Here is a 12,678-nt window from a genome sequence, read left to right on the forward strand (position 1 = left end):
TATTTCTCCTATCGGTTATTAATTGTTTGACTAATCAGTTGTCCAAGTAAATCGTAACCTTCATTTGAGAAATGAATACCGTCTCTTTGTAGATAAATCGACGGATCGACTTGTTGCATCTCTGAAAGCATATCTATATAGTCCAAGCGATATTTAGTCGTTAAATTTTGCGCAACACTGTTAAATGCTTTTAATTGGTCCATTGGTCTTTCATCTTGATAAATAGTTTGATCACAGAATGGAACACCAATTAATATAACTTTTGAAATACCTATTTCTTTAACTATTTCGTCTAAATTTTCTTCATATTCTTCTATAGAAAGCCCTGTCAAATTTGACACATCATTTGCACCAAAAAAGACTGTTACTATATCAGGATCATATTTTAAAACATGATCACTTAAACGGGCTCTTGCTCCTCTTGTTGTATCCCCTGGAATTCCTGCATTTATTATTTCAACGTCTTCAACTTGTGCCATTATTCGTTCGTTTAATCGAAAATCGGTTAAGCCATTTTCATAGCCAGCTGTAATGCTGTCGCCAAAAAGAATGATTTTTTTCATTTTTAAACCCTCTCTATTCTATCAAAATGAAGCATTTGTGATATAATCATTAAGACTTTAACATCATAGCACGAAATAAGGAGTTGTAAAAATGTTTATTGAGTTACCAAAAACAAAAAAATGCCGCGAATCGAGAATTATTCAAACGCACCGGGTTTTCCCTTCTGATTTAAACGCGTTTGGCGCACTTTATGGCGGTAAGTTGATGTCTTTAATTGATGACACAACTTCTATCTCTGCTTCAAGACACTGCAGAAGACCAAGTATGACTGCTTCTACCGACAAACTAGATTTTCTTCATCCAATTTATGAAAATCATTCTGTTTGTGTAGAATCTTATGTCTCAGGTACTGGTAAAAAATCAATGGAGATTTTTGCAAAAGTCTTAGGTGAAAACTTAGAAACAGGCGAACGCTACTTAGCTGCCACTTGTTTTATGACTTTTGTTGTCGTTGAAACAGAGTATAACTTTAAAGGCGTACCTGGCGTTATTCCAGAAACAAATGAAGAAAAAATGATTCATCAAGGATACGAAAAGAGACGTGCCATAAGAATGAAAGAATTAGAGCACAACAAAGACTTAGGCAATCATATCTCATTAAGTATTCCTTGGATGGATGGCTCTGATTTAGGAGAATAGCCATGGATGAGCGAACAAACTACTATCATTTAACTCGTGATGAGTGGCGAAGTTTTTATCGAAACGGAATCGCCCCTTTATCAGATACCGAATTGCAACAAATCAAAGGATTTAACGACCAGATTTCTTTGCAGGATGTCCAAGAGATTTATATTCCTTTAACTCATTTAATCCATATTTATATGAAAGAATATGATTCACTCCATTTGAGTAAGGGATTGTTCATGCAAGAATTTGCCCCACCAGCTCCTTTTATCATAGGAGTTGCTGGAAGTGTGGCAGTTGGGAAAAGTACAACCGCAAGACTCCTTCAGATGATGTTATCTAGAACATTCAAGCGACGTAACGTTCAACTTATTACAACGGATGGCTTTTTATATCCAACTGATGAGTTAATCAAACGAGATATTTTGGATAAAAAAGGATTTCCTGAAAGTTACGACATGGAAAGATTACTTAATTTCTTAAATGCCGTAAAAAATGGAGAAGATGATTTAAAGATTCCTAAATACTCTCATGAAATTTATGATATTATTCCTGATGAATTTGAGTTAATCACACAACCTGACATATTAATCGTTGAAGGAATCAATGTTTTACAGCTTCCTGCTAACCAACAAATCTATGTTAGTGACTTTTTTGATTTCTCTGTTTTTGTCGATGCAGAGCCTGATTTAATCGAATCATGGTACTTAGAACGCTTTGAAGCATTATTAAACCTTGCAAAAGATGACAAAACTAATTATTATTATGAATATGCGAATGGACCAAGAGATGCCGCTTTAGGTTTTGCGAAGAAAATTTGGCAAGATGTGAACTTAAAGAATTTAGAACAGTTTATTTTACCAACTAGAAGTCGCGCAGATGTGGTTATTCATAAAACAAATAACCATACTATTGATGAAATCTCTTTGAGGAAATTCTAAAAAATAAAAGAAAGATAGGGTGAAGCAAGTGACAAACACGTCAGATTTTAAAGACATGGAAAAAATCATTGTTTTGGATTTTGGTAGCCAATACAATCAATTAATTACACGCCGCATTAGAGAGTTTGGAGTTTTCTCTGAATTAATGAGCCACAAAATCACTGTGGAAGAAATCAAAGAAATTGCACCTAAAGGTATTATCTTCTCAGGTGGACCAAACAGCGTTTATGACGAAGAGAGTTTCTCAATTGACCCTGAAATTTTTGAATTAGGCATTCCTATTTTAGGTATTTGCTACGGTATGCAATTAATGACTCACAAATTAGGTGGCGTTGTTAAAAGTGCTGGAGCTCCAGAATACGGAAAAGCCATGATAGATGTTACTGATTCATCTACAAAATTATTTAAGAGCTTGCCTGAACATCATCAAGTATGGATGAGTCATGGTGACTTAGTAACAGAAGTTCCTGCAGGATTTGACGTTGTAGCGACAAGTGAAAGCTGCCCTATTTCAGCGATGGAAAACCAAGAAAAAGGCCTTTATGCCGTTCAATTCCATCCAGAAGTCCGTCACTCTGAACATGGTAACGACGTTCTACGTCATTTTGCTTTTGATATTTGTGGCGCTAAAGGTGATTGGTCAATGGAAAGCTTCATTGATGTTGAAATCAACAAAATCCGTGAACAAGTTGGCGACAAAAAAGTCTTGCTAGCTCTTTCTGGTGGTGTAGATTCAAGTGTCGTTGGTGTTCTTTTACAAAAAGCAATTGGCGATCAATTAACTTGTATCTTCGTAGACCACGGTTTATTACGTAAAGACGAAGGCGATCAAGTAATGGATAGTTTAGCTGGTAAATTCGGCTTAAATATCATCCGTGTGAACGCTAAAGAGCGTTTCTTAGGCAAATTAGCTGGCGTTTCTGATCCGGAAACAAAACGTAAAATCATTGGTAATGAATTCATTTACTTATTCGATGATGAAGCAGCTAAATTAGATGGTATTGATTTCTTAGCTCAAGGTACTTTATACACTGACGTTATCGAAAGTGGTACTGATACAGCTGAAGTTATTAAATCACATCATAACGTTGGTGGCTTACCTGAAGACATGGAATTCGAATTAATCGAACCATTAAATACTTTATTTAAAGATGAAGTACGTGCTTTAGGAATTGAGCTTGGCATGCCTGAATCATTAGTATGGCGCCAACCATTCCCAGGACCTGGATTAGGTATCCGTGTTCTTGGTGAAATTACAGAAGAAAAATTAGAAATCGTCCGCGAAAGTGACGCGATTTTACGTGAAGAAATTGCTAAAGCTGGCTTAGACCGCGACATCTGGCAATACTTTACAGTTCTACCAGGCATCCGCTCAGTAGGTGTTATGGGAGACGGTCGTACTTATGACTACACTGTAGGTATCCGTGCCATTACATCAATTGATGGAATGACTGCTGACTTCGCTCGTATTGATTGGGACTTATTACAAAAAATCTCAGTTCGTATCGTAAACGAAGTGGCTCACGTTAACCGTATCGTGTACGACATTACGAGTAAACCACCTGCAACAGTAGAGTGGGAATAATCGTTGGAGAGCTTGAAACCTTTATGTATCAATGGTTTCAGGCTTTTTTATTCTTAAATTGCGCTTTCATTGCACTTTTTGTTTCCTTACCTCTTTAGTAATCTACAGTGAACTGATTTTTAGGTGAAGTATCTAGGTTTTCTTTAGCTGGTTCAAAATCAAGAATACCATTTAATTTGTCAGCTACTTGGAAATTACTATTAGGATAAAGATGACCATAAGTACCTAGTGTGGTTTGAATATCTTCATGTCCAAGACATTCTTTAATGATTAATGGATTCTCTCCTATGCTAATCAAGAGTGACGCGTGAGAGTGTCTTAATCCGTGAATTCGAATACGATGTACTCCAGCTTTTTTGAAAAACGATCAATCGCATAAGAAAGTGTATGCTTTTGAGTTGGAATACCATTATAACTCATTACATAATGTGTTTTAACAACTTTTTGTTGCTCGTTATGCCATTTTTTTAACAGCAGTAGTGTAGTTTTATCTAAAACAATTTTTCGAGTACTCGCACTCGTTTTTGGTTCAGTAAAATAATATTCATTCTGGTTAAGGTAATTTCAGATTAATTCATCGACTGTTTGCTCAAATTGATAGGATACTAAAGATTAATAATTTAGATGTTATAACAGTCGATGTAGTTGAAGCTGCAAGAGACAGTTTAGTAATTGGTATATAAATAAAAAATGGCATTTTCTAATCTAGTAGAAAATGCCATTTATTTGTTGAAATATTGCCAAATAAAACTAAAATTGACACAGTGTACCCATAATAAGCAATTTGAGATAACTTTTCTTTTTTAGAACTAATGTATATTTCAGGAATATAACCCTCACCACTACTAGTAGGAATTCCTGATTGGATACAAAAAACTTTTTTCCCATCCATCTTTAAGACGTAGATTTGATGAGTCATAACATAACCAACATTCGGGCTGTGACCAGTGTAACTATATGAAGTCATTTCATTTAAACTAAGACTACTTGCCTTTACTGATACAGTACTAGTGAAGAATGTTCCTAGTAAAGTCATCAACACCATCAACACATTAAACCATTTTAATTTCATTATTATTTTCATTCCTTTCTTTACTTTAAGACACAAAAAAAGACATTTCCTATTTTTTTACTAGAAACATCTGTTTAGTGTGCTCTTATTTGTTTTTTCAGTATTCACATTATCATCACTCCTCTCTATAAAGTAATTTCAGAGCACGTACTTGGTTGTTAATCATTAGTAAATTTTCTTCAATTACCTTCAACTGTTCTAGATAAGGCTGTCTATCTCTTGGGTGGATAACCTTGGTTCTTTTGATAGATTCAAAATATTTAATAGTATCATTTAAACAATTAACAGCCAAATGACAAAAGGTCTGTTGAGCTGCTTTTTTTATTTCTGAATCTTGACTCATTTTGTTTTCTCCTTTCCATATACTTTAGCAACATTGGACAAAATAAAATCAGCACATGGTAAAACAATAGAATTACCTAATGCTTTATACCTGGCTGATTCACTAATTATTTTGTTATCATTTCCGTATTCCGTCCAACCTTCTGGTAGTCCCATTAATCGTTCACATTCAAGTGGTGTTAATCTTCTAACAAATCCCTCTGATTCCAAGCCATCATGCCAAAAAGCAAAAGTATCAACGGTACCAGCTAAGAGAGTGGGAAAAGGGTCAGTTGATCTGCCGAAGCTTGAGATAAACCCTTTTTTATTTCCTTCTTTAGCGTAGGTTCGCATTCGTCTTTCTTGAAAAGGGAAGATTTGTATGCTCCGCCTTGTCTCAATAGAAAGGATTCGATTGTCTTTGGTGGTGAACAACCTGCCTTTGTAGCTAGATTCAATATCCGACTGCATTCCTTCGGTGTTAAAAAGTATTTTTCTAGCACGGAACTTTCTAAAATCTGCGACGAGAAAGATTCTTCTACGACGTTGGGGCACACCCCAATATTGACTATCAAGGACTCGCCAACAGACATCAGCATTTCTCCCTCGCACCATTCCGGCGTTTGCCCATCTATGAGAGGGAGGAATTGGAACTTCGGTTTTAAGGAAGGATTCCAACACGGCTTTAAAATCCATTCGGTCATTTGATGAAAAAGCTCCCATGACGTTTTCCCAAATAGCGAGAGTTGGATAGTTTCCATCAGTAGCATTCCTCATTTCTTCAATTATTCTGATAGCTTCATAAAAAAGGTTCGACTTCTTACCAGCCAAACCTTCACGATTACCAATGGTTGATAGATTCTGACAAGGTGATCTGAAAGTAATCATATCAACTGGTGGAATAGAACTACGTTTTAATTTTGTTAAATCACCAAGATGAACCATATTTGGAAACTGACGTTTAGTAATTCTGATTGGGGCTTTTTCTATTTCACTGGCCCAAATTGGTGTGATGTTGTTTCTTATGGCAGCAAGAGGAAACACACCTATTCCATCGAATAAACTGCCTAGTGTTAAATTTGTTATTTGAATCAACTCCATTTAAAATTAATTTTCTACAAAAAAAAGACGCTTCCATATTATTAGAAACGTCTTTAAATATTTATAATTCAAAATTGATATCTTAATTTCTTATATATCTTTCTTACGTATAGATTTTTTATTCTCTCCAGTATAATTTCTTAGTGGAAAAATAATAGCACCAGCTATTGTAACAACTACGCTAAAATATTTTGAAATAGAAAAAATAAATTGAGACAAAGGTGCTATAACATTATTGATAGCATACTCAGAATTCTTTAAATTAATGGCATCTGTTTTCATATTAACGAAGCAGTTTATAAAGAAATTTCTTATATAAAAATATGAACATAAAACAATTATTGTAGGAAATAAAGTATACACAAATATAAAAATAATTCGCTGTGTAAAACTAATTTGATTTCTTTTTAATTTTGTTTGAGGTCGTTCATTATCTACTTCCTGACTTTTCTGTTGTTCGACTTGCTGTGCTTGTTTCTGTTCGTCTAGTTGTCGTTGTAATTGTTCTAATTTTTTTCTATTTTAGTTTTTTTTATTCTTATTTTTTCCCATGACAATCTCCCAAAATCATTATAACTACACTAAGTTTTATTTATACAAACATTAATAATTTAAAAATTTTATTTTAGCGTACCATTCTTTATACTTTTTAGAATTGATAATTGTATAAAAAGTTATAATTTACCAATCTTTGTCTTTTAAATATCTATTTTCAAACTCTATTTGTTCTTTATAAGAAGAAAGAAGTTTTCGATTTGTTAACAGGGTAAACATCCGAATTTTATGTTTTTCATTAATTAGTTTCCCTTTCATCTGAATACTATCAATAGGAAATTCATTTTCTTTCAAACCAAAATTTTCAAGGTTAAGTTTAACGTCTTCAGGTAAGTAAATAGAGTTATTTAATTCTGAGAGATTAATGAAACGATTTTCATTGATACATTTATTTATTTCATAAGATAATAAATCACTCAATCTAGATGGAGACTCATTTAAGAGCTCTGGCGAATGCCAGCCAATATCACATCCTGTTGATGAATATGAATAAAAATGTCTATAATCGGTCACAGGCTCATGCGGAACAATAGATACATGTTCCTTTAAATACGGAATATTCTTAACAAGAGAAATCCATTTATCACCATAATAATAAATGTTTTGTTTAGTAAATGGACTTTTCAAGAATCTAGTATGAACTGAAGATAGAGAAAAAGCTGTTGAATCGAATAAGCATTTATAGTATTCATCTTTATCCAAATGTAGTGGTGCGACATAAAAAGCTTGAGAACTAGGTTGATTAGCATACTTAAGCAGTATATTATGCTGAAAATCAGTTGCATTTTTAGCCATTTTTCTTAATTTAAAATATAGAGTAGGGTCGTCATCTAGACCTTTAACATCTCTAAATTCTCTAATATCTTCAAGTTTACTTCTATTTTTTCTAGCTGAGGCTGGAATGTCACAAATAGGCTTAAGACCTTCAGATTTTTTAAATTGAATAAAAAATGAAAACCCTGAATCAAAATATATTTTATCCGCACCAGTTAATTGTTCATCAATATCTAAAAGTCTAAATGGACTATTTTCAGAAATCCAACCAAAGTAATTTGCAACATCAGCTTCAATCTGTTTTTCTGAAAGATTACTTTTTATTTTATACATGTACATACTCCTAACAAAAAATATTTTATTTCAATAATTAAAACACTTATCATTCAATATAAACCAAAAATATATAAAAGTCTAATTAATATCAATATAGAACTATTCATTATATTTACTAATCATTAACCAGATTTTAAGTAACATATTATCATTTTTATCCTTTAATAAATATCACTAGGAACAAAAACATTCAAACAACTACTAATGAAACTTGGTAAGTGATACTGTAACTTTATTAATAAAAAAAGATACTAAATTCATAATGTTTTTATTGAATATTGAAATTAAACTAATATTAAAAAAATTAACAATTATATCTGATTAGCTTCACCATACACTTTATATTCCACACATTGAAAGAAAAGTTTAGAAAACCGGCATTATTTTCTGAATTAATATAAGTACTAGTTTGTGATTTATTATATTGATTCTAACTCTTTTACCGTTACTAACTATATGTTCATCTGCTGAATAAAATAAAAAAACACTTCAAAAAGTGTTTTTATTACTATTTTTTATTTCAAAATAGCACAATTGATTTGTCTTATGCATTGATGCAAAAAAATTCACATTATAAAGCAACACATAGTTATTAATAACTCATTAGATTTATCATCTTATCTTTGTCAAAATTTTTTATCTATCTATTTTTTTAATAAGCATCTAAATAGAATCTAGGGCAGATGCATACGCAAGAATATCTAACGCAGTAACAGTACCTTTCTTGCGTAACATTTCATGAAATTGAATAAAGAAGTAAATTAACGATTCATCTTTAGTACTTGATTGGAATTTACTATTTTCAAACGTAAATGTACCTGCATCTAAACTGCATCCAATTTCTATAACTGATTCCTCATTTTTCTTTAAATTACTATATAAAGAGGTACTATTCATTCCGTCTTTCCAATCACATCTAGTTGTCAGAATACCCGCAATAATTGATTTAGGTGGATTTCCTTTTTGAACGCCACCTGCATGATATATATCTGCTGAAGTTCTTTTAAGATTTCGCACACTCTTAGCCTTGTTTGAGGCATAGGTTAGATGACTAGAATTTAATACTTGTTTGACTTCAAAAACAGCATAAACACTTTCTGCTGGAATATATTTGGCACTGTTATGTTCAAACACCATAGGACAATATTGCCTATCATAAACGACTATGTCAATTTGATCACTAGTATTTCCCTCATGATCTATTACAATTGCTTTATCAGATTTATATCTTTTTGGTAGATATGTTTTAAAAAAATCTAACCAACTATCTTCTGTAGCTTCTCCTTTTGTTCCAGAATGAGTAACAGCATCTAAAGTCTTAAGATTAAAAATCATTTCTTGTTGCATGTTATAAAATAATTCTTTAATATCAACTTTTCCCATATGATCAATCCTCCCACTTCAATTCAGCGTTTTCAAAATATCCATTTTTCAAAAAACATGTTACTGAAGCTTCTATTTCTTGATTTGAATCAAGCTTTACAATTAATAAGATTAAAAAATTCGCATCAGGTATTTTGAAATTTATCAAATCATTCATTGTGGAAATATCTGTCTGACTCGGATGAACTTCAAATAATGGATGAGAGTGCCACTCACCAATATAATTAAATCTAGAATACTCATGATTTGTTCTCTTAAAAAAATTATGAAAATATCGATTTAATCCTATTGTCCACTCTCTTACAAAAAAAACTTTTGTACCACTTCTTTTCTGAGTTGTTAATTCTTTGATTTTGAATGAATTATTACCAATTTTTTCAGCTAACAGTGTCCCACCAATTTCATTTTCACCATTTGAAATTAGTTGCTCTTTAATCAGTATTTTTATATTACTTGGTATTATTATTTTTAGCATCTTTTTCTCCACGAATTTGAGTAATTATCTTGTTTATTCTTATTTTCTCTTTATCACTAATATCTGTTTTTACTTTCTCTACTATTTCATTCTTCTCTACATTCAAAGAGATAACTTGCATAGGCTGTTTGAATATCCATTCTTGCTTACCTCCAATGAAATATATATCTGAAAGAAACTGAATCGATTTATTGTTTGGTTCTAAAATGCTAAAAATAATTTTTGTCATCCACGAAGTTATAATGCTTACATCAGCATCACTTGCGATAAACACTTCATCTCCAATAAATTGTGTATAATTTTGAGTGATTTGGTTTGCTTCATGAGGATTATCTATATAAAAGTTTTTTATTCCTTCTTGAATTTGAAATGGCGTAGTGTTATTCTCAGGATTATTTTTAGCAATAACACCACCAAGTCCACCAGCAAAAACTTTCCCCCAGACCATTGGCCTATTACTCATGATAGAAATATTTGCTAAAACATAAAAAGCCTCGTCATTCGCAGTAGCATCTACTATAATGTCACATCCTGATATCAAGTTAATTAAATTATTATATGCTTGATTTGATTCTAACGTCGATAACGCCAAACAACTCGTCTGTACAAAAATATCAGTATTAATTTTTTTTAATCTTTTAGACAAAGCATCAACCTTCATTTGTCCAAGATGACGAATATCAAGTTCATGTCTTTGAATATTATGACTAAGAAAAACATCATCGTCAACCAGTAGTAAATTTTTAATCCCACTTCTTGCTAATGAAATACTGATTTTGCTTCCCAAAGAACCCACTCCAACAACTGCTATTTTCGTTTCCTTAGATATTTTCCCTACATAGGGATTTCGCTCCTCACAATCATTATCTTTTAATAGAAAAATATCGTAAACTTTTTTATCTATTAAATCTATATAGTATGGCAAAATTACCTGTGAATTACTTAGTAACACAATAATTTTATCTAAAGAATTTTTTTGAAGAGCTTTTATCATATATTCTTTTATTTCTTCTATATCCAACTCTTCAAGAAAATCTTCATAGTCGTAAGTTGATTTTAATTCTGTTACTTTTTGTAAAAAACCTGGAATATCTCGATATCCAGATAAGAGATTAAATTGTTCATCAGGTAATAATTTAATCTCCTCGTCTTTAATATACAAACCACTTAATTGATAAACAGCTGAAGAAGTATCCACAAAATTTTCTTTAAAATTTAATACTAAATTACTATTCACTGTCAGAAAAAGCTCAACCATTTCTTTAGTTAAATATTGAATTCTTTTTTTAAAACGCATCTGTTGACCTAAAGAAAAATTATCTCTAGATGGAACAATTTTTTTATTTGTACCTGTGCTCTTTGGTCTTTCTGCATCTAATAGAGCATATACACTCTTAACCATGTCAACACCATAAACGACATCAGACCAATTATCAGGCCCCCACTCTAAACAAAGAACACCATTAGTATACTGATGACTAGTCCAGCTCACTTCTTTCTCGTTTATTTTAACTGTAATTGGAGAATTAGGGAAAAAACGAGGAAAAATCATTTTTAATGAATACAATTTGTCATCAATATCAATATCAAAGTAATAAACTAATAATTCTTCATTTTCTATATTCCAATTAGTGTTTTTTATCCAATCATTTTTTCTTTCAAGATCATTTAGCAAATCATATTCTTCAATAAATCTCTTATTATTTTCTTCTAACCACATATTTATTTCCCAAATCCATTTGGACCGTTTGGTTTCAGCGGCTTATTTGGAAAGTTAAAATTTGTTGATGCATTTTGCTCGCTATATAAAGAATTAGATGAGCTAGTACTTACTGGAAACTCATTACCAAACACTTTCTTCCAAAGTTTTGTCGACTCTTCACCATCTTCTGTGTCCAAAGCTTGACGAGAAATTATTGCATGTTCTTCAATTTTTTTATACAATGCTTTAAATTGTTCCGAAGTAATTCCATTTAAAACAGAATTATTAGGAACTCCAGGATCAGGAATAAAAGGAACAATATCCAAAAGAATATTAATTGAATACTTGTCAACCATCGATTCAAGAGTTTCAGTAAATAAAATAGCATAATTACTATTATTCTTTGAAATGTTTTCTGCAACCATTAATTCTAAAAGATAACCTTTAGGTCGTTTATAAATTGTCGGGTTTTCTCTACGCCACCATTTAAATAGTTTTACAAGAGGCTTATAGCGATAATTATTATTAGTATTGGTGGTTGTAGAGTGTTCAATTTGACCTCTAGGGTTTGTAATTAACCATTCGTCTAAATCCCTATCAGCAATATACCAAGTTCCGTCGATACCATATGGTGCAATCACGGGTACAGCGTCCATATCAACATTAGCTGTTGTTATACCAATAGAACGTGTTTGTTTAGTTATGTTAAAATATTTGTCCTTTAAAACATTATACAAATCGTCTATTACTTCACTTGGAGAATCACTTAAATCATAATTAGTAACTATAACAACATCTACATCAGGCCTTTTAATTACTCCATTTTGGGCTTTAGGACGAATAGCAGTTTCTCTCCTGTATGATCCTGACAACATAGTATCTAAGTGAATATCTTTATAAGTAGTATGATTTTTTAAAAAAATTCTTAAATTAGTGTGAGCAGTTACACAATTACTCTTTGTAGTCCTACTAGGTTCAATATCAGATAATAATTTTAAAAATTGGGATTGCTTACTCATTAAAAACTCCTCCAAACTGACAAATTATATTACACCTGTATTATAACATAATAGAATATACAACTTTTATTTTAACTTTCTAATTCAGAATAAGTAAAAAATTTCTTGACCTCTCTTGTACTTCGTTAATAATCTATCATCTTACAAAGCAAACTGTATTTATCAGAAATCAAACAATAAAACTTTAAATCTAATTAACAAAACAACAAAAATTTGTTTAATCATA

12 protein-coding genes and 2 pseudogenes are annotated in these 12,678 nt (G+C 31.6%); 4 read left to right on the forward strand and 10 right to left on the reverse strand.

What is annotated here, in order from left to right:
- Nucleotides 1-8: 8 nt before the first annotated feature.
- Complete coding sequence (locus H9L18_RS13445) at nt 9-563, reverse strand: SGNH/GDSL hydrolase family protein (RefSeq protein ID WP_126792895.1); 555 nt, start codon at nt 561-563, stop codon at nt 9-11.
- Between the two features lie 91 nt (nt 564-654).
- On the opposite strand from H9L18_RS13445, the gene H9L18_RS13450 reads away from it, so the two are divergent.
- Genes H9L18_RS13450 through guaA form a run of 3 tightly spaced genes read left to right on the forward strand, consistent with a single transcriptional unit; the run spans nt 655 to nt 3,714 of the window.
- A complete protein-coding gene (locus H9L18_RS13450) occupies nt 655-1,203 on the forward strand; it encodes an acyl-CoA thioesterase (RefSeq protein ID WP_126792897.1) in 549 nt (182 codons plus the stop codon).
- 2 nt (nt 1,204-1,205) lie between these two features.
- Nucleotides 1,206-2,129, forward strand: coding sequence for a type I pantothenate kinase (coaA, locus tag H9L18_RS13455; RefSeq protein ID WP_126792899.1), 924 nt, complete (start codon nt 1,206-1,208; stop codon nt 2,127-2,129).
- A 55-nt stretch (nt 2,130-2,184) separates the two neighbouring features.
- Nucleotides 2,185-3,714 (forward strand): glutamine-hydrolyzing GMP synthase, encoded by a 1,530-nt coding sequence (gene guaA, locus H9L18_RS13460; protein WP_185847453.1) that lies wholly within the window; start codon nt 2,185-2,187, stop codon nt 3,712-3,714.
- Nucleotides 3,715-3,808: 94 nt separating this feature from the next.
- Here the strand turns inward: guaA and H9L18_RS13465 are convergent.
- Nucleotides 3,809-4,275: pseudogene (locus H9L18_RS13465) on the reverse strand (tyrosine-type recombinase/integrase); the annotation flags it as partial.
- Between H9L18_RS13465 and H9L18_RS15580 the strand changes: the two are divergent.
- Nucleotides 4,272-4,397: pseudogene (locus H9L18_RS15580) on the forward strand (AAA family ATPase); the annotation flags it as partial. The pseudogenes H9L18_RS13465 and H9L18_RS15580 sit on opposite strands and share 4 nt — an antisense overlap.
- Before the next feature lie 17 nt (nt 4,398-4,414).
- Here the strand turns inward: H9L18_RS15580 and H9L18_RS13475 are convergent.
- From H9L18_RS13475 to H9L18_RS13510, 8 genes are all read right to left on the reverse strand, one after another.
- Nucleotides 4,415-4,786 (reverse strand): thioester domain-containing protein, encoded by a 372-nt coding sequence (locus H9L18_RS13475; protein ID WP_126792904.1) that lies wholly within the window; start codon nt 4,784-4,786, stop codon nt 4,415-4,417.
- Between the two features lie 115 nt (nt 4,787-4,901).
- On the reverse strand, nt 4,902-5,129 hold the full coding sequence (locus tag H9L18_RS13480) for a hypothetical protein (protein ID WP_126792906.1): 228 nt from the start codon (nt 5,127-5,129) through the stop codon (nt 4,902-4,904).
- Nucleotides 5,126-6,208: a DNA cytosine methyltransferase gene (locus H9L18_RS13485; RefSeq protein WP_221884890.1), complete on the reverse strand. Its 1,083-nt coding sequence runs from the start codon at nt 6,206-6,208 to the stop codon at nt 5,126-5,128. The genes H9L18_RS13480 and H9L18_RS13485 overlap by 4 nt, the downstream gene beginning before the upstream one ends.
- Nucleotides 6,209-6,889: 681 nt before the next feature.
- Nucleotides 6,890-7,870 (reverse strand): hypothetical protein, encoded by a 981-nt coding sequence (locus H9L18_RS13490; RefSeq protein WP_126792908.1) that lies wholly within the window; start codon nt 7,868-7,870, stop codon nt 6,890-6,892.
- Nucleotides 7,871-8,536: 666 nt separating this feature from the next.
- A complete protein-coding gene (locus H9L18_RS13495; protein WP_126792910.1) occupies nt 8,537-9,256 on the reverse strand; it encodes a DUF6602 domain-containing protein in 720 nt (239 codons plus the stop codon).
- A 4-nt stretch (nt 9,257-9,260) separates the two neighbouring features.
- Nucleotides 9,261-9,731, reverse strand: a complete 471-nt coding sequence (locus H9L18_RS13500; protein ID WP_126792912.1) for a Mov34/MPN/PAD-1 family protein — start codon at nt 9,729-9,731, stop codon at nt 9,261-9,263.
- On the reverse strand, nt 9,706-11,451 hold the full coding sequence (locus H9L18_RS13505; RefSeq protein WP_126792914.1) for a ThiF family adenylyltransferase: 1,746 nt from the start codon (nt 11,449-11,451) through the stop codon (nt 9,706-9,708). The genes H9L18_RS13500 and H9L18_RS13505 overlap by 26 nt, the downstream gene beginning before the upstream one ends.
- Before the next feature lie 2 nt (nt 11,452-11,453).
- A complete protein-coding gene (locus H9L18_RS13510) occupies nt 11,454-12,452 on the reverse strand; it encodes an SMODS domain-containing nucleotidyltransferase (protein WP_126792916.1) in 999 nt (332 codons plus the stop codon).
- Nucleotides 12,453-12,678 lie beyond the last annotated feature (226 nt).

Source organism: Vagococcus carniphilus (assembly GCF_014397115.1).
Taxonomy (GTDB): Bacteria; Bacillota; Bacilli; order Lactobacillales; family Vagococcaceae; genus Vagococcus; species Vagococcus carniphilus.

Bases quoted from the DNA above. Each gene is read 5' to 3' on its own strand.
- H9L18_RS13500 (WP_126792912.1), bottom strand. From the start codon at position 9,731: ATGCTAAAAATAATAATACCAAGTAATATAAAAATACTGATTAAAGAG.
- coaA (WP_126792899.1), top strand. From the start codon at position 1,206: ATGGATGAGCGAACAAACTACTATCATTTAACTCGTGATGAGTGGCGA.
- H9L18_RS13485 (WP_221884890.1), bottom strand. From the start codon at position 6,208: ATGGAGTTGATTCAAATAACAAATTTAACACTAGGCAGTTTATTCGAT.
- H9L18_RS13445 (WP_126792895.1), bottom strand. From the start codon at position 563: ATGAAAAAAATCATTCTTTTTGGCGACAGCATTACAGCTGGCTATGAA.
- H9L18_RS13495 (WP_126792910.1), bottom strand. From the start codon at position 9,256: ATGGGAAAAGTTGATATTAAAGAATTATTTTATAACATGCAACAAGAA.
- H9L18_RS13480 (WP_126792906.1), bottom strand. From the start codon at position 5,129: ATGAGTCAAGATTCAGAAATAAAAAAAGCAGCTCAACAGACCTTTTGT.
- H9L18_RS13505 (WP_126792914.1), bottom strand. From the start codon at position 11,451: ATGTGGTTAGAAGAAAATAATAAGAGATTTATTGAAGAATATGATTTG.
- H9L18_RS13475 (WP_126792904.1), bottom strand. From the start codon at position 4,786: ATGAAATTAAAATGGTTTAATGTGTTGATGGTGTTGATGACTTTACTA.
- H9L18_RS13450 (WP_126792897.1), top strand. From the start codon at position 655: ATGTTTATTGAGTTACCAAAAACAAAAAAATGCCGCGAATCGAGAATT.
- guaA (WP_185847453.1), top strand. From the start codon at position 2,185: ATGGAAAAAATCATTGTTTTGGATTTTGGTAGCCAATACAATCAATTA.
- H9L18_RS13490 (WP_126792908.1), bottom strand. From the start codon at position 7,870: ATGTATAAAATAAAAAGTAATCTTTCAGAAAAACAGATTGAAGCTGAT.
- H9L18_RS13510 (WP_126792916.1), bottom strand. From the start codon at position 12,452: ATGAGTAAGCAATCCCAATTTTTAAAATTATTATCTGATATTGAACCT.